Annotated in this window: 18 protein-coding genes; 14 read left to right on the top strand and 4 right to left on the bottom strand. The window is 62.8% G+C overall.

Annotation, left to right across the window (positions count from 1 at the left end):
• Positions 1-95 precede the first annotated feature (95 nt).
• Positions 96-1,547, top strand: a complete 1,452-nt coding sequence (locus ACERIT_RS10795) for an MATE family efflux transporter (RefSeq protein WP_373674862.1) — start codon at positions 96-98, stop codon at positions 1,545-1,547.
• An 18-nt stretch (positions 1,548-1,565) separates the two neighbouring features.
• Here ACERIT_RS10795 and ACERIT_RS10790 read toward each other — a convergent pair whose 3' ends face one another.
• Entirely contained in the window at positions 1,566-2,120 is a 555-nt protein-coding gene (locus tag ACERIT_RS10790; RefSeq protein ID WP_373674861.1) for a TIGR04206 family protein, read from the bottom strand.
• A 10-nt stretch (positions 2,121-2,130) separates the two neighbouring features.
• Positions 2,131-3,240 carry an OBG GTPase family GTP-binding protein gene (locus ACERIT_RS10785; RefSeq protein WP_373674860.1) on the bottom strand — a complete coding sequence of 370 codons (1,110 nt, stop codon included), beginning with the start codon at positions 3,238-3,240 and terminating at the stop codon, positions 2,131-2,133.
• A 167-nt stretch (positions 3,241-3,407) separates the two neighbouring features.
• On the opposite strand from ACERIT_RS10785, the gene ACERIT_RS10780 reads away from it, so the two are divergent.
• A complete protein-coding gene (locus ACERIT_RS10780) occupies positions 3,408-3,608 on the top strand; it encodes a hypothetical protein (RefSeq protein WP_373674859.1) in 201 nt (66 codons plus the stop codon).
• Positions 3,609-3,826: 218 nt separating this feature from the next.
• Here the strand turns inward: ACERIT_RS10780 and ACERIT_RS10775 are convergent, their stop codons facing one another.
• Positions 3,827-4,279, bottom strand: coding sequence for a hypothetical protein (locus ACERIT_RS10775; RefSeq protein ID WP_373674858.1), 453 nt, complete (start codon positions 4,277-4,279; stop codon positions 3,827-3,829).
• A 199-nt stretch (positions 4,280-4,478) separates the two neighbouring features.
• Between ACERIT_RS10775 and coxB the strand changes: the two genes are divergently transcribed.
• The 8 genes from coxB to gltB all read left to right on the top strand — a co-directional run bounded on the left by coxB (position 4,479) and on the right by gltB (position 16,571).
• Positions 4,479-5,261 (top strand): cytochrome c oxidase subunit II, encoded by a 783-nt coding sequence (coxB, locus tag ACERIT_RS10770; protein WP_373674895.1) that lies wholly within the window; start codon positions 4,479-4,481, stop codon positions 5,259-5,261.
• Positions 5,261-7,759 carry a cbb3-type cytochrome c oxidase subunit I gene (locus ACERIT_RS10765; RefSeq protein WP_373674857.1) on the top strand — a complete coding sequence of 833 codons (2,499 nt, stop codon included), beginning with the start codon at positions 5,261-5,263 and terminating at the stop codon, positions 7,757-7,759. Before coxB ends, ACERIT_RS10765 begins: the two co-directional genes overlap by 1 nt.
• A 111-nt stretch (positions 7,760-7,870) precedes the next feature.
• A complete protein-coding gene (locus ACERIT_RS10760) occupies positions 7,871-8,014 on the top strand; it encodes a hypothetical protein (protein ID WP_373674856.1) in 144 nt (47 codons plus the stop codon).
• Positions 8,015-8,050: 36 nt separating this feature from the next.
• Positions 8,051-8,323: a cytochrome C oxidase subunit IV family protein gene (locus ACERIT_RS10755; RefSeq protein ID WP_373674855.1), complete on the top strand. Its 273-nt coding sequence runs from the start codon at positions 8,051-8,053 to the stop codon at positions 8,321-8,323.
• A gap of 54 nt (positions 8,324-8,377) precedes the next feature.
• Positions 8,378-9,133 carry a GNAT family N-acetyltransferase gene (locus ACERIT_RS10750; RefSeq protein ID WP_373674854.1) on the top strand — a complete coding sequence of 252 codons (756 nt, stop codon included), beginning with the start codon at positions 8,378-8,380 and terminating at the stop codon, positions 9,131-9,133.
• A 148-nt stretch (positions 9,134-9,281) separates the two neighbouring features.
• Positions 9,282-9,974, top strand: coding sequence for an HD domain-containing protein (locus ACERIT_RS10745; protein ID WP_373674853.1), 693 nt, complete (start codon positions 9,282-9,284; stop codon positions 9,972-9,974).
• 73 nt (positions 9,975-10,047) lie between these two features.
• Positions 10,048-11,523: a proline--tRNA ligase gene (proS, locus tag ACERIT_RS10740; RefSeq protein ID WP_373674852.1), complete on the top strand. Its 1,476-nt coding sequence runs from the start codon at positions 10,048-10,050 to the stop codon at positions 11,521-11,523.
• Between the two features lie 317 nt (positions 11,524-11,840).
• On the top strand, positions 11,841-16,571 hold the full coding sequence (gene gltB, locus ACERIT_RS10735; RefSeq protein WP_373674851.1) for a glutamate synthase large subunit: 4,731 nt from the start codon (positions 11,841-11,843) through the stop codon (positions 16,569-16,571).
• Positions 16,572-16,630: 59 nt separating this feature from the next.
• Here gltB and ACERIT_RS10730 read toward each other — a convergent pair whose 3' ends face one another.
• The gene (locus tag ACERIT_RS10730; RefSeq protein ID WP_373674850.1) at positions 16,631-17,107 is read right to left on the bottom strand and encodes a hypothetical protein; all 477 of its coding nucleotides are present in this window, start codon (positions 17,105-17,107) and stop codon (positions 16,631-16,633) included.
• Positions 17,108-17,508: 401 nt separating this feature from the next.
• Here ACERIT_RS10730 and ACERIT_RS10725 point away from each other — a divergent pair, with 401 nt between their 5' ends.
• From ACERIT_RS10725 to ACERIT_RS10710, 4 genes are all read left to right on the top strand, one after another.
• Positions 17,509-19,437 (top strand): beta-CASP ribonuclease aCPSF1, encoded by a 1,929-nt coding sequence (locus tag ACERIT_RS10725; RefSeq protein WP_373674849.1) that lies wholly within the window; start codon positions 17,509-17,511, stop codon positions 19,435-19,437.
• Positions 19,438-19,565: 128 nt separating this feature from the next.
• Positions 19,566-19,961, top strand: a complete 396-nt coding sequence (locus ACERIT_RS10720; RefSeq protein ID WP_373674848.1) for a bZIP transcription factor — start codon at positions 19,566-19,568, stop codon at positions 19,959-19,961.
• Positions 19,962-19,987: 26 nt separating this feature from the next.
• Positions 19,988-23,578, top strand: a complete 3,591-nt coding sequence (smc, locus tag ACERIT_RS10715) for a chromosome segregation protein SMC (RefSeq protein ID WP_373674847.1) — start codon at positions 19,988-19,990, stop codon at positions 23,576-23,578.
• A complete protein-coding gene (locus tag ACERIT_RS10710) occupies positions 23,571-24,473 on the top strand; it encodes a segregation/condensation protein A (RefSeq protein WP_373674846.1) in 903 nt (300 codons plus the stop codon). The genes smc and ACERIT_RS10710 overlap by 8 nt, the downstream gene beginning before the upstream one ends.
• The last annotated feature ends 6 nt before the right edge of the window (positions 24,474-24,479 follow it).

The raw sequence follows: 24,479 nt of genomic DNA, 5'->3' as shown, positions 1-24,479 counted from the left end.
AGGGGCCTGCGGACACGTGCTGGCTCGATGGGTCCCTTGATCCGGTGGTGACTGCCGCGTAGCGAAACGACTTAGGGACCTCCCGGAAAGGACGGATGTCTCCCGTGACCCGTTTCCCGAATCCGATCCGACTCGGCATTCTCTGGATCGGGCTGGGACTCGCGCGTGCGGGCCTGATCGATCGCGAGCGGGCAATCCGGACGACGGATCTCGCCTGGCCTCGCGTCGTCACGGGGATCGCCCGAATGTCGAAGAACGCGGTCGACGTCGCCATGGTCGGGATCGCGATCGGATCGGCGGCGATCGCGGGCGTCGGATTCGCCGGACCATTCTGGGGAGTTGCCTTCTCGGTCGGTGGCGGAATCGCGGGCGGGACGATCGCACTCGTCTCACAGCGGTACGGTGCGGATGCACACGGTCAACTGGGACTCGCAGTCAGATCGAGCACGCTCCTCGTGCTAGGTATCAGCCTGCCACTCGTCGTGCTGTTCTGGTCGCGTCCAACCGAGTTGATCTCGCTTCTGTCGAGCAACGAGCGCGCCATCTCCTACGGGGCTGCGTATCTCAAAGTCGTCGGTCTCGGGGTTCCCTTCGCCGGGCTCAACCTCGTCGGCAGCCGGGTGCTGGTGGGTGCCGACGATGCCTATTCCGCGATGCAACTGCGTGCAGGCGGTGCGGTCGCCAACGTCATTCTCAACGCGGTGCTCATCTTCGGTCTCGATCTCGGCGTCGTCGGTGCGGCGCTCGGGACGGTCATCTCGAACGTCGTCGTCACCGCGGCGTTCGCGGTCGGGATCGCGCGTGGATCGCTGCCGGTGGTCGGGAATATTCCGGTCCAGATCGACCCTTACGGACCCTACCTCGATCGGGAGACGATCGTAGACCTGCTCGAGATCGGCATTCCCGTCGGCGCGCGCAACCTCGTGTGGATCTCCGCCGAGTTCCCGATGTTGGCCATTCTCGACATCTTCGGTCAGGAGGTCGTCGCCGCGTTCGTCATCACCCGACGCATCTGGGGACTCATGAACGCGCCCGGCTGGGGGTTCGGACTCGCGTCCTCGAGCCTCGTCGGGCAGGAACTCGGAACCGGAGAGGAGGACGAAGCCGAGCGATACGGTCGTGAGATCGTGCGTTTCGCGGTCGCGACCTACCTCGTTTCGGCCACGATCGTGTTCGTGTTTGCCGAACCGATCGTCGGACTGTTCGTCAACGACCCCACGGATCCGGCGATCCCGATCGCCGTGCGGTTCGTCCATGCAGCCTCCATCGCCATCGTGTTGAAGGGAGTCGCAGGCGGTGCTGCCGGGGTGTTGGACGCCAGCGGTGATACGACGATCCCCTTCCTCAGCCAGTTCCTCGGGATGTTCTGTGTCGCCATTCCGCTTGCCTACCTCGGTGCGACCACTCCGCTCGGATTATGGGGCGTCTACCTGGCCTTCTTCGCCGAGACGACGATCCCCGCCGCGATCAACTACTGGCGGTTCGCGAGCGGGACGTGGAAGTCGGTGAGCCGAGGATATCGTCCGGAGACACCAGGATCCGGATGACGTCGCGGGGCTCGTCGCTTACTTTCCGAGAAGATCGCGTAGATCCGTGCCATAGATCGCGAACGCGACCACCCACGTGACGATCGCTCCGAGTGGGACGAACGTCGTCGGCGAGGTCCCGATCCCGCCGTACCGTGTCGTGATGCCGAACGCAACCGAAACCGATGCGAGTCCAGCAAGAACCAGGAGTCCGCCCGTGACGCGTCGGTCCTCCCGGCCGATCGTCGCACCGCTCGTTGCGCTCGCGAGCGCGAGAACGTGGAACCCGAATCCGACCGGCCACGCTCGGATCGAAGCGGGCAACGCCTCGAATCCGATCGGATGGTTCGAGAGGTATGCCCAAATGGGATAGACGTGGACTCCGTCCCCGAGCCCGGTCCATCCAGGATCGAGAAGTCCCCACATCATCACGAACGCGTATCCGCCGTCACCGGCAGCGATCGCGACGGGAACGGCGAGCAGTCCAGCGACGGCTGCGACCGCGATCCAGCCTCGTTTCGTCCTTCCGCGCGCCGTGGGCTGATCAGGGTCGCTTACGCGATCGGATTCGCTCACGCGGTCGGTACGCATCATTTCGACGGCGTCACCTCCGAGTGAGGATCCGAAGGACGTCCTCGTCGGCGAGTTCGTGGTCCCGTCCGACCTGCTGTTCGTCGTGTTTCGCGCTGGGGCCGGACACGCGTGCGAACTTAAAGCGCTCCTCGAAGTCCCCGCCCAGCTTTCGGCAGGCATCGCCGACCGTCTCACCCGAAAAGAGGATCAGGGGCTCCTCGTAGTCGACCCCGCGGCTGGGTTTGTCCATGTAGACGCGAATGAGTCCGAGCTCCTCCCAGAGGCGTTCTTTGAGCCCGTCGAGTCCACGCTCCTCCTCCGCGGAGATGAACGTCACCTCGTCGGGATCGAGATCGTGGTCACGAAGTTCGTCGCGCACCGTCGGCAGGTACTCCTTGTCGATGAGATCCGCCTTGTTTACCGTCACGATCGATGGGAGGTACTCGCGATTGTCCATGATCCCGTCGATGAGTTCGTCGATCGTCAGGTCGTGGGGGATCGTCACCGAGGCGTTCACGTAGCCGTGCTCCCGAAGGACGCTTTTGACCGTCGCCTCGTCCAAATCGACGCCGTCGCCGGTCGTTACCCGGATCCCGTCTTTGTGGGTCTTCCGGATGGAGATGTTCGGCGCTTCGGTATCGAGCCGGATCTTGTTGTTGTACAACTCGCGCCGTAACCGCTCGTACTGGTCGATCTCGAAGACGGACAGCATGAAACAGACGAGATCTGCGGTCCGGACGACCGACAGGACCTCCTTCCCGCCGCCGCGACCGCCCGCCGCCCCCTCGATCAGTCCCGGCACGTCGAGGATCTGAATGTTTGCGCCGCGGTATTGCAACATCCCGGGGTTCACGTCGAGCGTGGTGAAATCGTAGGAGCCGGTCTCGCTCTCGGCATTCGTGAGGGCATTGATGAGCGTCGATTTGCCGACGCTCGGGAAGCCGACGAGTGCGACGGTCGCATCGCCGTGCTTCTCGACGGCGTATCCCTGGCCGCCACCGGCGGAGGATTGATTCTCGAGTTTGTCCTTTTTCTCCGCCAGCTTGGCCTTGAGACGACCGATATGTGCCTCGGTCGATTTGTTATATGGTGTTTCGGCGATCTCCTCTCGGAGATCCTCGATCTCCTCTTCCAGTCCCATCACTAGTTACTCCGCCGTTCAGTTCGTTAAACCTGTTCTTTCACCCCCGACGGAACGTCATGTGACAGCGATTCTCGCCGAACGGAACGCCACGCGGCGGCGATCCTCGGACTTCGATCGCATTCCGTCACGATTATACACCCCCTCATTCACCGTCTGAGTGTTGAATGCCGGATCCGGCCCGCCTCCGAGACAGCACGCAGATCGTCGTTCCGTGTCGAGTTCTCGATGGGATCCAGGACCGGATCGAGGCCGAGTACACGGTTACCGTCTTCGAGACCGACGGACGATGTCGGATCATCGGTAGTCCGGTCGAGATCAAAGACGTCAGCGACTTTTTGACCCGTCACGGGATTCCCATCGAGTGATCCTCACGGGAGTCCCGTCGCTGCACAGGCTGCACACAGGCTGTAGTGGTATGCACACAGGCCGTAGTGGTATGGCGTCCGCATACGCGCGCCGTCGTGACTCCGACCGACAAAATCGGTGTTGACGGATCGACAAAAGTTGTGTTGAAGACGTCGATCGACCGAAACGGTGTCGAAGATCGAGGGAGATCGAGCCGTTCGGCACGGCCGAATTGGCGTCAGCCGACGATTCCGACGACGAGCTGGATCGCGATCACGAGCATGAGAACCATCCCGAGCGCGACCGAACCTGCGGCGACGCCCTGCGCGTTGCCGAGCCCGCGATCGCGAGTGGCCGTGTATGCCCCGATGAATACGAATCCCCCGATCAACAGGCCGACGAGCGCAAAGACCGCGTTGAGGAGCGTTCCCGAAAGGCCCTCGGGGAGGCCGAAGCTCCCGACCGAAAGGATCACGAGCACGCCGAGGCCGACCGCAACGACGAGGAACGTGATCGTCCAGACCACGGGGGTCCGCACGAGCGATCCGAGCGTTGCCGCGAGTCGATCGTATCGGTCCCCCTCCTTCGAGGTGAGGGACGTTCGTTTCCGTGCGAGCCGTCCCACCGCGATGAACATGGCGAGTACGAGCAGGCCCATCAGTGCGGTGCTTAAAAGCGTTGGCGAGACCATGGCTGTCTTAGTGTTCCTCGTTACTCGATGGTCCGGACGTAAATACAAATAGCCTTCGTATGCCGCTCGCTCGTCGTGAGGGAACGCGACTTCGGTCGACGACGTGCGGCACTCCGACGACCACGCTACAAAAGAGATAAGTGCAGCATCACCAACTACCTCACAAGGATCGACACAAGACATGATAGCGTCAGTGTTTATACTAACATCAGTACTATTACAGCGATCCGGCAGCATCCGGGGCCAGGCGGAGATATTCGACGAGATATTTCTCGTCTTCCTCGGGCTCGGCACGCTCGTCGGCATCGTCGTCGTCTCGTATACGCTTTTGAATGCGTACAAATTCCGGGACGATGGAAGTGAACCGAAAGAGAGCTTCGACCCGCCGGTACTCGGCGAGTTGCCCACCGGAAAGGGAGGTCCGAAGGCGAAGAAACTCTTCCTGTCGTTCGGACTCAGCGCGATCATCGTCATCAGCCTCGTCGTGTATGCATACGGGCTCCTTCTCGTCGTCGAGGAGGGCCCCGACAGCGCGGATATCGAATCCGACATGGAAGTCGAGGTCGTTGGCTACCAGTTCGGCTGGGAGTTCCAGTACCCGAACGGCGTCACAACCCAGGACCAACTCTACGTCCCCCAGGACTCGGCGATCGAGTTACGGGTGACCTCGCGGGACGTCTGGCACAACTTCGGCGTCCCCGAGTTGCGCATCAAGACCGACTCGATCCCGGGGGACTACTCCGAGACGTGGTTTACGACCGATGAGGCCGACCTCTCGCCCGGAGAGGAGCGCACCTACCAGATCGAGTGCTTCGAGCTCTGTGGGTCAGGACACTCCTACATGAACGGCGAGATCGTGGTCATGCACGAGGAGGATTTCAACGACTGGTACGACACGCAGGCCGCCGAAAACGAGAACGATTCGGAGGAGTCTCAAAACGCCATGAACGCTAACGACGCTGTCCAGGAGGCTACCGCGTAATGTCCGAACTACCACCGAAAACGTCCGTCCGTCGCTGGCTCGTCACAACGAACCACAAGGACGTCGGAATTCTGTATACGATCACGGCGATGTTCTTCCTGATCTTCGGCGGAATGCTTGCGCTTCTCATCCGCCTTCAGTTGTGGGAACCCGGCGCCCAGATCCTCTCCGGGCTCGCTTACAACGAGGCCGTGACTACCCACGGACTGGTGATGGTCTTCTGGTTCCTCTCTCCGCTCGGATTCGGGTTCGCGAACTACTTGGTCCCCCTCCAGATCGGAGCTGACGACCTCGCGTTCCCACGGCTGAACGCGCTCTCCTACTGGATGTACCTGCTCTCGGGACTCCTGATGGGGGTGAGCTACTTCCAGGGCGGTACCTTGAGTACCGGCTGGACGATGTACGCCCCGCTCAACGTCCCAATGTATACGCCGAGTCTCGGATCGACCGGGGCGATCCTCGCCCTGGCGATGTTCGTGATCGGAATTACCGCCTCGACGGTCAACTTCCTGACGACGATCCACCACTCCCGTGCGGAAGGAATGGGACTGATGGATATGCCGCTTTTCACCTGGTCGATCCTCGCGACCGTCTACATGATGCTGTTCGCGTTCGCGGCACTGCTTGCGGTCGCGCTGATCTTGCTTTCCGATCGTATTCTCGGGAGCATCTACTTCTCGGCCACTGAGGGCGGAGCGCTACTTTGGGGACACCTCTTTTGGTTCTTCGGTCACCCGGAGGTGTACATCGTCTTCTTCCCGGCACTCGGCGTGATGCTCGAACTCTTCCAATCGTTCTCCGGAAACCGCCTCGTCGGTCGGAAATGGGTGATCATCGCCATCTGTCTCATCTCCATTCAGTCGTTCCTTGTGTGGACCCACCACATGTTCCTCACGACGATCAACCTGGAGGTCAAGACGCTGATGATGGCGACGACGATCGGCATCTCGCTACCGTTCGATCTCCTCGTCTTCTCGCTCATCTACACGCTGATTAAGGGTCGCATCAAGTTCACGACGCCGTTCCTCTTCGCGTTCGGGTCGCTGTTGCTGTTCATCCTCGGCGGGATCACGGGGGTCTTCCTCGGCGCGATCGTCCTCGATTATGAGTTCCGAGGAACGTACTGGGTCGTCGCCCACTTCCATTACGTGATGTTCGGTGGTGCGACCGCGCTGTTTGGCGGCGCGTACTACTGGTTCCCGAAGATGACCGGGAAGATGTACGACGAATTCCTTGGCAAGGTGCACTTCGTCGCATTCTTCATCGGCTTCAACGCGGTGTACTTCTCGATGTTCCTCGCCTGGGAGACGCCGAGACGGGTGTTCGATTACGATCCCGCCTACCAGAGTATGCACCAGTTCGGGACGATCGGCGCGTTCCTCCTCGGGCTGTCCTTCTTTATCATGTTCTACAACTTCGCGAAATCCTACGTCGCCGGCCCCGACGCGCCGGAGAATCCCTGGGAGTACACGCGGACCGCAGAATGGGCCGTCCCCTCCCCACCGCCGCTTGAGAACTGGGGCGGGCGTCCATCCTACGCATCCGGCAAACTGGAGTTCGTCTCGGAGGCACTCACGACGACCGAGGAGGGTCACGACGGGCCGGCAGCCGCGACCGACGGTGGCCACGGCGCGGGCCATGGCGACGACCATATCGAGAGCTACCCCTACTGGGATAAACACCCGAGTCACGCCAGTATCTGGCCGTTCGCGCTCTCGCTTTCGGTCGCAATCCTCTTTTTCGGACTCTCGGGAGTCACCTCCTCAATGAACATCTCCGCCGGCGACACCCTATTTGCGACGGCCATCTCGGTCAGCAATCCGATCTATCCGATCTTCACCGCCATCGGCGGAATCGGTCTCATCTGGACCGCCGTGAAGTGGGGACTGGAGGACTTCCATGCGCCACCGATGAAGATCGCCGAGCGGTGGCCCTTCGAGGGCGTCGAGAAGGTGAAACTCGGCATGTGGTTCTTCCTCGCCTCCGACGTCATCGTCTTCGGCGCATTCCTCTCCGCGGCCGTCTTCATCCGCGTCGCTGCGGGCTGGTATACCTGGGAGCCGTTGACCAACTCCCTACCGGGACTCATCAACACGTTCGTGCTGTTGACCTCCTCGTTCACGGTCATCCTCGCGCTCGTCTACGCCCGCCGACAGAGCCGCGGCGGACTGATCGCCAGCCTCGGTACGACGATGCTGCTCGGAGTCACCTTCCTGGCCATCAAGCTGTGGGAGTGGCACCACGAGATCTACGACGTCGGCGTCACGCTGAGCCAGAACCCACACGGTGACCCCGTTCAGGCGACGATCTACTACGTCACGACCGGGCTTCACGGCCTCCACGTGGTCATCGGGCTGTTGATCGCCGGCTTCCTGCTCGTGCGCGCCTGGAACGGCGCCTACCAGGAGGACTCCCGACCGGTCGAGTACTTCGGCCTCTACTGGCATTTCGTCGACATCGTCTGGGTCTTCCTCTTCCCGCTGTTCTACCTCTTCTAGACGACCGGCAAGCGTTCGGCGGACCGGTCCTCCCTTATCGATGCATCGTGATGGCGGGATATCGGATCGATCGATACACGGATATTTACGTCCCGATCGACGACGGATCACATGGTCACGGACCTCCTCACCGACCCGCGGATGTTGAGCGGGATCATCTGGGCGATCGTCGGCGTGGGGTTCTGGATCGCCGGACCGATCGTCGGCTACCTCCTGTGGAAACGATGGCGAGGGCCGGACGACGCGGATGGGTAAACCTATAAGGACGCACACCCAGATTTCGCGTGAACAATGGCGACGGATTCGATCAAGTTCTACGCACTCATTTACCTCGCGCTCGCGGGGTTGGCGACCTTGAACTTCATCCTGTTCGAGTTCGGGGAGTTCTTCACCTACGAGCAGGCGTTCGCCGGGACGATGGGCGCCTCGGTGTTGAAGTCCGCCCTCATCGTCGGCTACTTCCAGCACCTCAAGTGGGAGAACCGGTCTTTGAGCTACCTGATGGTGATCGCGCTCGGGTTCGCGCTGCTCTTGATGGCGGCCGCGACCTACTCAATCACGTAAGTCGCTCCGTCCGCGGGGAGAGTTATTTATAAGCGGGGTGTGAACACATCCCACATGGAGCTCCGAGAGGCAACCCCGGACGATCTGGAGGCGATACGGGCGGTCGCACGCGCGTCGCTTTCGGCCTCGTACGGACACGTCGTCTCCGAGGAGGCGATCGCTGAATTGGTCGATCGGTGGTACGATCCCTCGGAGATGACCGCCGACGTCGCTTCCAGCCGGACGGTGTGTCCGGTCGCGATCGAATCGGAGGCGGTCGTCGGGTTTGCGGAGAGTTACGTCGTCGACCGCGGCGAACGTGTCGGCGAGATCGACTGGCTCCACGTCCATCCCGACCACCGCGGCTCGGGATTCGGGGGTCGCCTGCTCGCATACGTCGAGGATCAGCTCCGCGATCGCGAAGTCGACCGCATCGAGGGACGGGTCCTCGCCACGAACGAATCGGGAACCCGGTTCTACGAGGAGGAGGGGTACGATCGCACGGATGCAGAGACGATCACGGTCGAACGCGAGACGTTCGAAGAGTTAGTTTACACGAAGCGGACCGCCGAGGACGGTTCCGCAACCGAATCGCGCGTCTACACTGATGAGTCGGGCGATCGCGTCCACGTCGACCTCGAGGAAAGCGAGCGGGGATCGAAGGGGCCGTTCTATCCCGCCTACGTGGACTCGGACCACGAGGAGCGCTACGGATACCTCTGTGGGAACTGCGAGAGCCTGGAGATCGTCGTCGACACGATGGAACGTCTCAAGTGCGTTTCCTGTGGGAACCGTCGAAAGCCCACCCGATGGGACGCCGCGTATCTGTGACCCCGTCTCGGCCGTCGAGGTGGCGTCCGACGGGCGATCCGAGGTTCACTCCGTCTGTCGTAACGCCTAAGAACGAAACGACCGTGGGTTTGGGCAATGAAACACGGAATTCGCGGTCGTCGCGTCTATCGAGTGAGGGGGTGGGGCCGTGGGCGTTGAGATCAAAGGGTCCCGCGTGTCCGAGGAGGCGTTCGACGAGATGCGGTCGTTCGTTCACGATTACCTCGCTGCGAGCGTCGAAAGCGAGGACGACGGGGGGCGGATGCGGTGGTATCCGTGGCATTCGGCCGATTATCGATTCAACCACATCCGGAACGTCGCCGATATCGCGACGCGGATCGCCCGCGAGGAGGGCGCCGATCGGGATGTGGTGCGAGTCGCTGCCCTGTTCCACGACGTCGCTAAACTCGAGGTCGACCAGGACGCCCACGCCGAAGCGGGTGCCCGGATCGCCCGCGAGTACCTCGAAACGCAAGGTGAGTATCCCGATTCATTCATCGCCCAGGTCACCCAGGCCATCGAGGCCCACTCCTATCAGGGCGATCTCTCGAACGTCGACCTCGAAACCCGGTGTCTGATCGAGGCGGACCTCCTCGATAAGGTCGGCGCGAACGGGACGGCTCTGATGTTGTTGCGGATGGGCTATGAGGCGCGAACCCACATGGACGCGGCGAAGATGGTCGATCGCGTGCTCGAACGCAGCCGCGACCACGTCGACCGTATCCACTCGAAGACTGCCGAGTCGATCGCTCACCAGCGGATCAAACGCGTTCGGTGGTTCCGCGAGTGGCTCGAGGCGGAGGTTGCCGAGATGGATCGCGAGGGAGTCACCGACCGATAGGGATGCGACGGCGATCGCGCTTCGCGGGGCGTCTTCGGTCGGTTTAAGTCCCACACGCCGGATTCTGGATCCGATGACCGACGACGATCAGGAACTCGGAATTACCGAGTCCAAATCACACGACACCGGCGAGTGGTACGCCGAGGTGGTCCGGAAGGCCGGGATCGCCAACTACGGTCCGGAGGGAATGAGCGGGTTCATCGTCACCCGTCCGCGCGGATACGCGCTGTGGGAGGCCGTCCAGAGCGCGCTCGATGCGAAGTTCAAGGCGACGGGCGTCCAGAACGCCTACTTCCCGATGTTCATTCCGGAGTCGTACCTCGAACGCGAGAAGGACATCGTCGAAGGGTTCGATCCGGAGGTCGCCTGGGTCACGAAGGGCGGCCACGAGGAACTCGAGGAGCGACTGGCGGTTCGACCCACCTCCGAGTCGATAATCGCCCCCTACATGTCGAAGTGGATCCGGAGCCACCGGGATCTCCCGCTTCGGGTGAACCAGTGGTGTTCGGTGGTTCGCTGGGAGGCGACCGAGACGAAACCGTTCTTCCGGACGAAGGAGTTCCTCTGGCAGGAAGGCCACACCGCCCACGAGACCGACGAGGAGGCCTGGGAGGAGACGATGACTCGACTCGATCAGTACGAGTCGATCTATGAGGACGTCCTCGCGATACCCGTCCTCCGCGGGCAGAAGCCGGACCACGACACGTTCCCGGGCGCGAAGGTAACCACGACCGTCGAGGCGTTGATGCCCGACGGCAAGTCCGTTCAGGGCGGGACCTCCCACCATCTGGGACAGTCCTTCGCGGAGGCGTTCGAGATCACCTTTTCGGACACCGACGAGAAGGAGCGGACCGCTTACACCACCTCCTGGGGGCTCTCCTGGCGGTGTCTCGGCGCGCTCATCATGACGCACTCCGACGAGCAGGGACTCGTCCTTCCGCCGACGGTCGCTCCCGAACAGGTCGTCGTGGTCCCGATCTGGCAGTCCGACACGAAAGCGGACGTACTCGAATATGCCGAGGGTGTCACCGCGGACCTCGAGGAGGCGGGAGTCCGCGTCGAACTCGACGACCGGGACGAGCACAATCCCGGGTTCAAGTTCAACGAACACGAACTCCACGGCATCCCCCTTCGGATCGAGATCGGTCCCAACGAGGTCGACGACGACGAGTTGACGCTCGTCCACCGCCCGGACGGCGAAAGCACTGTGGCGGACCGCACGGACGTCGCCGAGACCGTCCGTTCGCACCTCGATGAGATCTACGCGAAGCTGTATACGGCCGCCGAGGAGAACCTCGACGGCGAGGTTCGAGAGGCCGACGACCGTGCGGAGATCCTCGGCACGATCGGGCGCCACGGCGGGTACGTCGAGACCCCCTGGTGTGGCGAGCAAGCGTGTGAAGCCGAGATCAAAGAGCAAATCGCCGCCGAGATCGTGATGGTCCCCTTCGAGGACGATGACGAACTCGTCGGCGACGACCACGACGAGACCTGCGGCGTCTGCGGCGAGGAAGCGGTCCGGACGGCGTACTTCGCGAAGTCGTACTGATCCGTCCTCGATCGGCCTCGATCGTGGCCGTCCTTCGAGCTCGGACACTCCCGATCGGCCGCGAACGGATTACTCTCGATCGATCGTGTACGTTAACATACGTTTTTGGTTGGTGCACATTTTCAAAAGATTCTTTCGCTAATCTCTCCTAAAATAGATTTACGATCAAAACTATACAAAATATATTCCGATACCGAATCCATGCCATACAGTCACAGACTCTTAACAATAATGACCTTATATTCCCTAATGGGTGAGTAAGGCACCCTAACTGTATCAGGGTTAGCCCTTTACCTGTCTACCCACTTTTGGATGGTATGACCAAGCCACATAGTACCACCCGCGAGCCGACCGCCGGCTCTTCGGGTTCGGACGAGGGGGTCGCCGAGGGGTTGGCGGCGCTCGACGACGACCGATCGAACTGCGGGGTCGGCGCCGTCGTAGACCTCGATGGCGCACCGACCCACGACACCGTCGCCGACGCCGTCCGACTCCTGGAGAACCTCGAACACCGCGGGACGACCGGTGCCGAAGAGAACACCGGCGACGGCGCCGGGATCATGATTCAACGCCCCGACCCGTTCTTCCGTGCAGTCACCGATATCGATCTCCCCGAGGAGTACGCCGTAGGATCCCTTTTTCTCCCGCCCGAGGAGCGCGCACGTGATCAGCTCCTCAAAATCGTCGAGCGGACGCTCGCGGAATACGACCTCGAAGTGCTCGCCCGACGAAACGTTCCCACTGACAATTCCAACCTCGGCGCGACCGCACTCGAGTCGGAGCCGGATCACTGGCAGGTGTTCGTCGCCCCTACCGAGGATGCGGATCTCGCGGAACGGTTCGTCGACGAGGAGGCTGACGCCGACGCGGACCGCGATCCGGACCTGCTCGGGTTCGATCGGAGTCTCTACGTGGCGCGCAAGGCGATCGAGTCGGCCGTCGCCGATATGGACGGTGGCGAGCGATTCTACGTCGTCTCCCTCGATCGGCGCCGCGTCGTCTACAAGGGCCTGTTGAAGGGCCAACAGCTCGCCGACTACTTCCCGGACCTCGAGGACGATCGGTTCGCCTCGCGAGCGGCGCTCGTTCACGCACGCTTCTCGACGAACACCCTCGGGGCGTGGCATCTCGCGCATCCGTACCGCAACATCGTCCACAACGGCGAGTTCAACACCATTCAGGGAAACATCAACTGGATGCGCGCACGCGAGACGGACGTCTCTCACCCCGGATTCGGGGCCGATCTGGAGACGGTCAAACCCATCATTGACGACCCGAACCAGTCGGATACGGCCTCCGTCGACAACGCGCTCGAACTGCTCGTCCAGACGGGCCGTGAGCTCCCTCACGTTCTCCGGATGTTGATCCCCGAGGCCTTCCGCGATGACCACCTCATGGAGGAGGACCGTCAGGACTGGTACGACTACCACGCATCGCTGGTCGAGCCGTGGGACGGGCCCGCGCTCGTACTCGGATTCGACGGCGATCAGGTTGCCGGCGTCCTCGATCGCAACGGGCTACGGCCCTGCCGGTATGAGGTCACGAACGATAACCGGCTGATCGTCGGCAGCGAAGTCGGCGCGCTCCCGACGGATCCCGCGGACGTCGAACGACGTGGCCGACTCCGGCCCGGCGAGATCTTCGTCGCCGATCTGGAAGCCGGCCGCGTCGTCCCGGACGAGGAGGTCTTCGAGAAACTCACCGACGACGCCTACGGGGAGTGGGTTGCCCAAGAGCAGATCGACCTCGACGCGCTCGTCGACGCCGACGACGGAACGAGCACCGGGATCGACGACGCCGTCGAACTCGAAGCGGACCCCGCAAACGACGACGGGACGACTGAAAACGAGACGGCCGACGCCGAATCCGAGGAGTCGCTATTGCGTGCCCACCAGGCGGCCTTCGGCTACACGACGGACTCGATGAACCACCTCGTCGAGCCGATGGCCAAGACCGGTAAGGACCCGGTCGGGTCGATGGGCGATGACACTCCCTTGACCGTGCTTTCGGACATCGACCGTCCGCTTTTCAGCTACTTCAAACAGCTGTTCGCGCAGGTGTCGAACCCGCCGATCGACTACATCCGCGAGGAGCTCGTCACTTCCCTCGAGTCGCGACTCGGCTTCCAGCGGAACCTTCTCGACGAGACGTCCGACCACGCTCGCCAGATCGTGTCAGAGTCCCCGATTCTCACCGACGAGGAGACGGCGACGATCAAGGAACTCGGCGAGGACGATCCCGACGATGGCGACGCCGGAGCAGCCGAGCGGTTCGACTCGCGCGTGCTCGATGCGACCTTCGATCCGGGAACGGATCTGGAGGACGCCCTCACTCGATTGCGCGAGGACGCCGGGACGGCGATCGAGGATGGCGCGGACGTGATCGTGATCTCCGATCGCGCCATCGGCCCCGAGCGGATCGCGATCCCAAGCCTGCTTGCGACCGGTGCGGTCCACCACCACCTCGTTCGCAACGGACTTCGAAATCACGCCGGGCTCGTCGTCGAGTCGGGCGAACCCCACGAGGTCCACCACATCGCGACGCTCGTCGGCTACGGTGCTGGGGCGGTCAATCCCTACCTCGCGTACGCTTCGATCGCCGACGTCGTCGCCGGACCCGACGGCGCCGATGAGTCCGAAGCCATCGCCGCCTACCGCGGCGCCTTGGAGGACGGGTTGTTGAAGACGATGGCGAAGATGGGCATCTCCACGATGGAGAGCTACCAGGGGGCGCAGATCTTCGAGGCAGTCGGGCTCGATTCGAGTCTCGTCGCCGAGTATTTCGAGGGAACGGAGATCCGCACCGAGGGGATCGGCCTCGACGTGATCGACGGTGATCTCCGCACGCGCCACGCGATGGGATTCGGCGCCGACCCCCACCTCGAAACGACCGGCGAGTACGAACACCGCTCTTCGGGCGTTACCCACGCCTGGAACCCCCAGACGGTCGGAACGCTCCAGCAGGCCGTTCGAGCCGGCGATTACGACCAGTACCTGGAGTTCGCGGAGCTCGTCAACGACCAGACGGACGCGATCCAGACCCTCCGTGGACTCCTCGAGTTCGATTCCGATCGGGACCCCGTTCCGATCGAGGAAGTCGAACCGGCCTCCGAGATCGTTGAACGTTTCTCGACGGCAGCGATGTCGTTGGGCAGCATCTCGCCGGAGGCCCACGAGAACAACTCGATCGCGATGAACCGGATCGGTGCGAAATCCAACACCGGCGAGGGCGGCGAGCCGCCCGAGCGGTTCGGCACCGAACGCGAGTGCAACGTCAAACAGGTCGCTTCCGGTCGATTCGGGGTCACCGCCGAGTACCTCACCTCCGCCGACGAACTGCAGATCAAGATGGCGCAGGGCTCGAAACCGGGCGAGGGAGGACACCTCCCCGGCAAGAAAGTCAACGAGATGATCGCCCACGTCCGGTGTTCGACGCCGGGCGTCGGACTCATCTCGCCGCCGCCACAACACGACATCTACTCGATCGAGGACCTCAAACAGCTCATCTATGACCTGAAGTCGGCGAATCCCGACGCGGACATCAACGTCAAGCTGGTCTCGGAGGCCGGCATTGGCACGATTGCCGCCGGCGTCGCGAAGGCGAACGCGGACGTGGTCCACGTCTCCGGGCACTCCGGCGGTACGGGTGCCTCCCCGAAGACCTCGATCAAGAACGCCGGGCTCCCGTGGGAGCTCGGACTCGCCGAGACCAACCAGATGCTTCGAGCCACCGGGCTTCGCGACCGCATCCGCGTCTCCACCGACGGCGGGATGCGAACCGGACGCGACGTCGCCGTCGCGGCGCTCCTCGGCGCCGAGGAGTACGTCTTCGGGACGGCCTCGCTCGTCACCTCCGGGTGCGTGATGGCCCGCCAATGCCACGAGAACACCTGTCCAGTCGGGGTCGCGACCCAGCGTGAGGACCTCCGCAAGCGGTTCCCCGGCGAGCCGGATCACGTCGTGAACTACATGACGTTCATCGCGGAGGAACTCCGGGAGATCATGGCCGATCTCGGCTTCCGGACGGTCGAGGAGATGATCGGCCGTCCGGCTCACCTCCGCCAACGCGAGACCGACCACGAGAAGGCGAAACACCTCGACCTCTCCTCGGTCATCGCCGAGCCCGCTGGATCCGTCCGAACCAAGGTGCGCTCACAGACCCACGAGATCGAAGAGCGACTCGACTGGGATCTGATCGACATCGCGGAACCGGCGATCGACGACGAGGCTCCGGTGGCGATCGCAAAGGACATCACGAACGTCGACCGAGCCGTCGGCGCAACGCTCTCGAACCGGATCGTCTCCGAACACGGCGGCGACGGACTCGAGGACGACACGATCGCCGTTGACTTCGACGGCTACGCAGGCCAGAGCTTCGGCGCGTTCCTCGCGAACGGCGTTACCTTCCGGCTGACCGGCGCCGCAAACGACTACGTCGGGAAAGGCCTCTCGGGCGGCCGGATCGTCGTCAACACCCCGGATGACGCGGGGTATTCGGCCACCGACAACGTCGTGACCGGCAACGTCTGTCTCTACGGCGCCACCGACGGCGAGATGTACGTAAACGGCGTCGCCGGGGAGCGCTTCGGCGTCCGAAACTCCGGCGTAAAGGCGGTCGTCGAGGGCGTCGGCGACCACGGCTGTGAATACATGACCGGGGGCGTCGTCGCAGTGCTTGGCGAGACGGGCCGGAACTTCGCCGCCGGGATGTCCGGCGGCGTCGCCTACGTCTACGATCCGACCGCTCGCTTCGAGAAGCGGGTCAACGACGGCATGGTCTCGATCACCGACGAACTCTCCGATCGTGACGAGTCAATGCTGCGGCGGCTCGTCGAGAACCATGCGACCTACACGGAAAGCGAGCGTGCACACGAGCTTCTCGACGACTGGGACGCAGCCCTTGATTCGTTCGTGCGGGTCTTCCCCGATGCCTACGCCGAGGTCATCGCCGAGGGCCGTGGCGCGGACGTCCGGGATTCACGTCCCCCGGCGGCAAATGCCGACGCGGACACCAACGTGGATGCGAACGTGGTCTCGGGCGACGACTGATCCTGGTGACGACTGATCCCGGGCGACGACCGTTGTTTTCGGATGGTGACTGATATCGATCAGACCCCGAACGGGTCGTCCTCGCACCACTCCCAGCCGGGAAGACGGGTCTGGAAGCCGGCAGCCAGGGCCGCATCCAGGTCGTCGGCGCCGGCGACCTCCGTTTTGCCGCCGTGCGTGTGGGTATCCGTGAAGTGGAACGTCGCCTCCGCGAGCAGCGCGAGTGGCTGTTTGCCAGCGATCGTCGACGCGAGTTGACGACCGAGAACTTCGTCGACGACGAATCCCGGGTAATCTCCCTCGACGTCGAGGGTTCTGAGGATTCCGACATAGCCAGCAACGTTGACCGCAACCTTGCCGTCCGCGAAGACGACGTCCACCTCCTCGCGGTATCGCTCCCGTGAAACCGGATCGACGTCGGTTCCGAACAGATCTCCGAGGGAATTCCGCGTCTCGTTGATGATCGGAACGACGACCTCGCCACGCTCGCGCACCCAGTCACGTTCGGCTGCAACGACTTCCGGGGTGAGGTCCATGGTGGCATCTCACGTCGGAGCGGCTTGCCCGTTGTGGCCTCCCCACGTATTTGCCTGGTCTTCAGCAGCCACCTCCGTGCTTGCCCACTTTTTGCCTCTCCACGTGCTTACCTGCTCTTGGACCCTCCACGCGCCTCGCCCGCTCTTCGGCCTCTTCACGGCCGATCCGACGTCGGGCCGTGGTCGATCGTTTGCGAAGGCTTTTATAACGAGAGGGGCTTATTCCGATATAAGCGGGTTTTCGCTGTCTCTTCCCGCGGATAAGAGCTACGGACAGTACTAGCCACTATGCCTCCTTCGTTCACACCGACGGCGTTTCCGCCGTCGAATTTCGATCCCGGACGCGTTCGCCAGAGCGAGCGTGGACGGCTATCGTGGACTGGACGAGGACCTCTCTACACATGAGCCAAGTTGATACGCAACTCGAGGACATCAGATCGCAGATAGAACGGGAGATCCCGAACGACGTCTCGGTTACTGACGTCAAATACGAGGGACCGGAACTGGTCGTCTACACCCACGATCCCAAGCGGTTCGCGGGCGATGGCGATCTCATTCGCCGGCTCGCATCGAAGCTTCGAAAACGAATTACGGTCAGACCCGACCCAAGCACGCTCTCGTCTCCCGAGACCGCCAAAACGCAGATCGAAAACGTGATCCCCGACGAGGCTGGCATCACCGACCTCGATTTCCACACGGATACTGGGGAGGTCGTCATCGAGGCGCAAAAGCCGGGGATGGTCATCGGCCGGCGCGGATCGACGCTTCGGGAGATCACTCAGGAAGTCGGCTGGACGCCCGAGGTCGTTCGGACGCCGCCGATCGAGTCGTCGACCGTCTCGAACGTCCGCAACTTCCTCAAACAGGAACGAGACGAGCGGCGTGAGATCCTCGAGCGCGTCGGGCGACAGATCCATCGTGAGGAACTGTCCGACGACGAGTGGGTTCGGATCACCACTCTCGGATGCTGTCGAGAAGTCGGCCGTGCGGCCTTTATCCTCTCGACGCCCGAGACCCGGATCCTGATCGACTGCGGCGACAAGCCCGGCGCGGAGGGCGAGGTACCGTATCTCCAGATTCCCGAGGCGCTCGGAGCCGGTGCGACGAACATCGACGCCGTCGTGTTGACCCACGCCCACCTCGACCACTCGGCACTCATCCCGATCCTGTTCAAATACGGCTACGACGGTCCCATCTACACGACCGAGCCCTCACGCGATCTGATGGGGCTGCTTCAGCTCGATTATCTCGACGTCGCGGCAAAGGAAGGTCGCACGCCGCCCTATGAGTCCGCGCAGGTTCGTGAGGCGATCAAACACACGATCCCGCTCGAATACGGCGACGTCACCGATATCGCGCCGGACGTGAAGATCACCTTCCACAACGCGGGACACATCCTCGGGTCCGGCGTCGTCCACTTCCATATCGGCGATGGACTGTACAACGTCGCCTTCTCCGGGGACATCCACTACGACGACACCCGGCTTTTCAACGGCGCAGTAAACGACTTCCCGCGCGTGGAAACGCTCGTCATGGAGTCGACGTACGGCGGGCGAAACGACTATCAGACCGACCAGGCGGACTCCGAACGCAAACTGAAGGAGGTCATAAACGAGGCGTACGACCGGGGCGGAAACATCGTCATCCCGGCCTTCGCAGTCGGGCGTTCACAGGAGATCATGCTCGTGTTAGAGGAGGCCATGCGCGAGGGGGACATCCCGGAGATGCCGGTCCACCTCGACGGGATGATCTGGGAGGCAACGGCGATCCACACCACCTATCCCGAATACCTCCGGGACGAGCTCCGCGATCGGATCTTCCACGAGGACGAGAATCCGTTCCTGGCCGATCAGTTCAACCACATCGACGGCGGTGAGGACGAACGCCAGGAGGTCGCCGACGGCGAACAGTGCGTGATCCTCTCGACTTCCGGGATGATCGAGGGCGGCCCGATCATGTCCTGGCTGCGTCACCTCGGTCCGGACCCGGACTCGACGTTGCTTTTCGTCGGCTATCAGGCACAGGGGACGCTGGGCCGGCGCATCCAGAACGGCTGGGACGAGATCCCCGTCTCGGGCTGGGGCAACGATGGCGGTCGGAACGGCACGCTCTCGTTGAACATGGAGGTTGAGACCGTGGACGGCTTCTCCGGACACGCCGACAGACAGGGCCTCGAAAACTTCGTGAAGACGATGAATCCCCGTCCGGAAAAGGTGCTTTGTGTCCACGGCGACGAGCGGTCGGTACAGGACCTCTCGTCGGCGCTGTATCACGAGTACAACATTCGAACGTTCGCGCCGAAGAACCTCGAAACCTTCCGGTTCAAGTGAGCGACCCGGATCGAGCCCTCTCGAGGGACCTCCAGCGTCGGTTCGCCCCGCCGTTCCGGTCCATCGTGTCAGTAGGTCACACGGGCGTCTGACACAGATTTATACGTCTCCCACGACCCAACACACACATGAGTAACCGTGTCGAGGAACTCGAACGGCAAGTCGGCGAGCTACAGGCGGCCGTCAACGGGCTGACCGAGGAGCTCGTCGAGATGAAAGAGCGGGTTCGTCAGTTAGAGGACGGCGACCGCCCGACCGCCGACGACTCCACGGTTGCGGAGACCGCGACCGGAACCGATCAGCCGAGCGCGGGCCCGACGCCGGAGGGGGCCGTAAGCGAACGGACGACGAAAAGCGACGACCACGTCGACGTGGTCGAACAAGCCGTCGCCGACTCCGCAGCCGGGGACGCAACTGAGGACGCGGACGCCGGCTCCGAGCCGGCTGGTGACGCCTCCGAATCCGAACCGCAGGAAAGCGCCGACGACGGGGAGTCCGAGGAAAGCGACATCATCGTCGCGTAAGCTCGCCTCCCACCCGCGAGCACATCATGCACATTACAGAAGTCGTTTTGGACGATTTCAAGAGCTTCGGACGGAAGACGCGGATCCCCTTTTATGAGGACTTCACCGTCATCACGGGCCCGAACGGCTCGGGCAAATCGAACATCATCGACGGGATCCTTTTCGCGCTCGGGCTCGCCCGAACACGCGGGATCCGCGCGGAGAAGCTCACCGACCTGATCTACAATCCCGGACACGACGGCGAGGCGGACGGGGGCGGCCCCGACGAGGCGGCCGTCACCGTCGTGCTCGACAACTCCGAGGGGACCCTCGATCGCAGTCAGGTCGTTTCGGCGGCCGGCTCCGAGAACATCGGCGACGTCGATGAGATCACCGTCAAACGCCGCGTGAAACGCACCGAGGACAACTACTACTCGTATTATTACCTCAACGGTCGGTCGGTCAACCTCTCGGACATCCAGGATCTGCTCGCGCAAGCCGGCGTCACGCCCGAGGGATACAACGTCGTGATGCAAGGCGACGTCACGGAGATCATCAACATGACGCCGTATCAGCGACGCGGCATCATCGACGAGATCGCGGGCGTCGCCGAATTCGACGACAAAAAGGAAGCAGCCTTCCAGGAACTCGAGGCCGTCGAGGACCGGATCGGCGAGGCCGACCTGCGGATCGAGGAGAAACGCGACCGCCTCGACCGTCTCGAGGACGAACGCGAGACCGCCCTCGAATACGAATCCCATCGCGAGGAACGCGAGGAGTATCGGGGATACCTCAAGGCGGCCGAACTCGAGGAGAAACGCGAGACGTACGCGTCGGTGACCGCGGAGATCGACGAGACGGAATCGGAACTCGACGAGTTACAAACGGAGTTGGACGCCCGTCAGGGGCGAGTCACTCGCCTGGAGTCGGAACTGTCCGAACTCAACGACGAGATCGAACGGAAGGGCGAGGATGAACAGCTCGCGATCAAATCCGAGATCGAGGAGATCAAAGGCGACATCTCGCGGATCGAGGGAAAAATCGAGAACGCCGAGGAACGACGCGAGGAGGCGGAGGCCGACAGACGCGACGCGTTCGTCCAGATCGACCGCAAACAGGAGACGATCGACGACCTCGAGGCGGACGAAAAGACGATCAAAGTCGAGAAGGCGTCGGTCAAATCGGAGATCGCGGAGCGGCGCTCGGAGCTCACGAACATCCGGACGGAGATCGAGGGAATCGACACCCAATACGACGAACTCAAGGAGGAACTCGCCGACGAGAAGGAGACGTTGGAGTCACTAAAGGCCGATCGCAACGAACTCCAACGGGAGAAGGACCGACTACTCGACGAAGCTCGACGACGATCGAACGAGGAAAGCGAGACCCAGGCGGATCTTGAGGCGGCTCACGAGCGAATTCCCGAACTCAAGGCACGAATATCGGAACTTCACGGGGAACTGGACAAGGCCGAGCGAAACCGCGAGTCGATCGAGGAGACGATCGCCGACCTGTTCGCCGAGAAGGCCGAACTCCAGGAGCGACTCGACGATATCGAAGACACCCTCCGGGAGAAGCAAAGCGAGTACGCGAAACTGGAGGCGGAGGCACGCGATCGTGGGGACACGTCGTGGCCCCGGGCGGTGACGACGGTCCGAAACGCCGGGATGGACGGGGTCCACGGGCCGGTCGGTGAACTCGCGTCGGTCGATCCCTCCTATGCGGAGGCCTGTGAGACCGCCGCAGGGGGGCGACTCGCAAACGTCGTCGTCGCCGACGACGGAGTCGGCGAGGCGTGCATCGAGCACCTCAAGAGTCGCAATGCGGGGCGAGCGACCTTCCTGCCGATCACGGAACTCGACGACCGCGGACTGCCCCGAAAGCCGACCATGCCCGGCGTCGTCGACTTCGCGCGAAACCTCGTGGAGTATGACGCCCGCTACGAATCGGTCTTTTCGTACGTGCTCGGGTCGACGCTCGTCGTCGAGGACATGCAGACCGCCCGCGAGCTGATGGGCGACTACCGGATGGTGACGCTGGATGGCGATCTCGTCGAGAAGTCCGGCGCGATGACTGGCGGCTCCGGTGGGGGCTCGCGGTTCTCATTTAGCACCTCCGGCGGCGGCAAGCTCGAACGCCTGGGCGAGGAGATATCGGATCTCGAGGACGATCGGCAGTCGATCGAGTCGTCGATCGACGAGTTGGACGCGGAGATCGATGACGCGAGGGGCCGCAAAGCCGACGCCGAAGAGCGGGTCCGTTCGGTCGAAACCGACATCGACCGCGCCGAGACGGACCTCCAGGAGCAACGCGACCGGATCGACGACCTCGAGGAAAGACTTGAGACGCTCCGTGAGGACCGTGAGTCGGTCGACGAACGGATGGCCGAACTCGACGCGGAACTCGAGGACCACGATGAAAAGCAGTCCGCGATCGAAGTCCGGATCGAGGAGATCGAGACGGAACTCGCGGACTCGCGGATTCCCGAGTTGACGAGCCGGGCCGACGACGTCCGCGAGGAGATCGACGAACTGGAGTCGCGGATGGACGATCTGGACGGCCGACTCAACGAGATCCAACTCGAGAAGGGATACGCCGAAGAGGCCGTCGAGGAGCTTCACGACCGCATCGAGGAAGCACAAAACAAGAAGGCGGACGCCGAGGAGATGATCGCCGACTACGAGGACGTCATCGCCGAGAAACGTGAACTTCTCGAGGAGAAACACGAGGCTATCGAGGAGTTGGAGGTGGAGATCGTCGACCTCAAGGAGGAACGAACCGATCTCCGGGAGACGCTCTCGACGGCCACCGAGGAACGCGACGAACAGCGTCGGCGTGTGAACGACGTCGAATCGACGCTCTCGGAGCTTCGCGATCGAGCCGAGCGGCTGGAGTGGGAGATCGACGAACTCGAATCGCAGGTCGGAGAGTACGACTCCGAGAACATCCCCGACCACGACGAGGTCGAGGCGCGCATCGACGAGCTGGAAGCGAAGATGGCGGCACTTGAGCCGGTCAACATGCGGGCGATCGACGAATACGACGAGGTCGAGGCGGCACTCGACCGGCTCCAGGAGCGACGGGACGTGCTCGTCGAGGAGCGCGACGGGATCGAAGACCGAATCGAGCAGTACGAGTCCCAAAAGAAACGAACCTTCATGGACGCCTTCGAGTCGATCAACGAGCACTTCGAGGATATCTTCGGACGGCTTTCGGCAGGGACCGGTGAGCTCGTTCTGGAGAACCCGACAGACCCCTTCGAAGAGGGTCTCACGATGAAAGCACAGCCCGCGGACAAGCCGGTCCAACGGCTCGATGCGATGTCCGGCGGGGAAAAATCCCTGACGGCGCTCGCGTTCATCTTCGCCATTCAGCGACACAACCCGGCACCGTTCTACGCACTCGACGAGATCGACGCCTTCCTCGATGCCGTCAATGCCGAGCGCGTCGGCGAGATGGTCCACGACCTGGCCGGCAAGGCGCAGTTCGTCGTCGTCTCACACCGCTCCGCGCTGCTTGAACGCTCCGAGCGGGCGATCGGCGTCACGATGCAGGAGGACAACGTCTCCGCGGTAACCGGGATGCAGTTCGGCGGCGAGGGTGGCGACATCGATGAGGAGGTGCTTGCCGATGACTGAGGACGCGACCGAGGATGTCGGTCCTATCGATGAGATCACGGTCGAGCCCGGCCCGGAGCCCGACGACGAGGAGGTCGAACCGGTCGAATTGCTCGTTCAACTCGCCGAGGAGGGTGAGATCGAGCCGTGGGACATCGACATCGTTCGAGTCACCGATGCGTTCCTCGAGGAGCTGGACGCACGCGACCTCCGAACGACAGGGAGGGCGCTGTTTTATGCGAGCGTACTCCTCCGGATGAAAAGCGACGCGATGTTATCGGACGACGATGACGAGCCCGAAGAACCCGAACTAGAGCCCTGGGAGGCCGCCATGCAGGGCGGAGAACTCGCCATGGAGTCCGGAGACGATCCGGGCCCGGATTCGACTCCCGGATCCGGATTCGATCCCGTCGACCAACTTGAAGCCGAGATGGATCGACGGCTGGAGCGAAAGAACACCCGCGGATCCCCCGAAACCCTCGATGAACTCGTCCGTGAGCTTCGCGAGGCCGAACGCGGCACGTGGTGGAAGCGCTCGCGGGAATACGACACGTCCGGGTCGCCGCGAGGATACGATCGCGGGACCCAGACCGTCGATTATCGTGACGCCGACGAGTTTCGCCGCGACGGGGAGCCGACGGAGGACGACGTCACCGGCGGGACCCACGATGAGGACATCGAGGAGGTCATCGACGACGTCCGGTCGGCCCTTCGACCGCACTACGAGAAGGGCCGTAACGAGGTGCTGTTCGAGGAGATCGAGACCGCCGGCGGGCGACCGTTCATGACGTTTCTCGCGCTGTTGTTCATGTCACACCGCGGCGGCGTTCGTCTCCAGCAGGACGACCTCTTCGGCGATCTCTGGATCCGCGACCCCACAGTCGTCGGGGTGGAGTCGGAAGCCATCGCGGACTGAGGGCTC

It is taken from the genome of Halopenitus sp. H-Gu1 (assembly GCF_041821145.1).
GTDB lineage: Archaea > Halobacteriota > Halobacteria > Halobacteriales > Haloferacaceae > Halopenitus.
The sequence above is the reverse complement of the archived record's forward strand: the minus strand, read 5'-3'. Positions and strand labels throughout refer to the sequence as shown.

Coding starts and splice junctions, on each gene's coding strand:
- ACERIT_RS10730 (WP_373674850.1), bottom strand. CDS start 17,107: ATGGACCTCACCCCGGAAGTCGTTGCAGCCGAACGTGACTGGGTGCGC.
- ACERIT_RS10795 (WP_373674862.1), top strand. CDS start 96: ATGTCTCCCGTGACCCGTTTCCCGAATCCGATCCGACTCGGCATTCTC.
- proS (WP_373674852.1), top strand. CDS start 10,048: ATGACCGACGACGATCAGGAACTCGGAATTACCGAGTCCAAATCACAC.
- ACERIT_RS10755 (WP_373674855.1), top strand. CDS start 8,051: ATGGCGACGGATTCGATCAAGTTCTACGCACTCATTTACCTCGCGCTC.
- ACERIT_RS10720 (WP_373674848.1), top strand. CDS start 19,566: ATGAGTAACCGTGTCGAGGAACTCGAACGGCAAGTCGGCGAGCTACAG.
- ACERIT_RS10760 (WP_373674856.1), top strand. CDS start 7,871: ATGGTCACGGACCTCCTCACCGACCCGCGGATGTTGAGCGGGATCATC.
- ACERIT_RS10750 (WP_373674854.1), top strand. CDS start 8,378: ATGGAGCTCCGAGAGGCAACCCCGGACGATCTGGAGGCGATACGGGCG.
- ACERIT_RS10785 (WP_373674860.1), bottom strand. CDS start 3,240: ATGGGACTGGAAGAGGAGATCGAGGATCTCCGAGAGGAGATCGCCGAA.
- ACERIT_RS10710 (WP_373674846.1), top strand. CDS start 23,571: ATGACTGAGGACGCGACCGAGGATGTCGGTCCTATCGATGAGATCACG.
- smc (WP_373674847.1), top strand. CDS start 19,988: ATGCACATTACAGAAGTCGTTTTGGACGATTTCAAGAGCTTCGGACGG.
- gltB (WP_373674851.1), top strand. CDS start 11,841: ATGACCAAGCCACATAGTACCACCCGCGAGCCGACCGCCGGCTCTTCG.
- ACERIT_RS10765 (WP_373674857.1), top strand. CDS start 5,261: ATGTCCGAACTACCACCGAAAACGTCCGTCCGTCGCTGGCTCGTCACA.
- ACERIT_RS10725 (WP_373674849.1), top strand. CDS start 17,509: ATGAGCCAAGTTGATACGCAACTCGAGGACATCAGATCGCAGATAGAA.
- ACERIT_RS10780 (WP_373674859.1), top strand. CDS start 3,408: ATGCCGGATCCGGCCCGCCTCCGAGACAGCACGCAGATCGTCGTTCCG.
- ACERIT_RS10790 (WP_373674861.1), bottom strand. CDS start 2,120: ATGATGCGTACCGACCGCGTGAGCGAATCCGATCGCGTAAGCGACCCT.
- ACERIT_RS10775 (WP_373674858.1), bottom strand. CDS start 4,279: ATGGTCTCGCCAACGCTTTTAAGCACCGCACTGATGGGCCTGCTCGTA.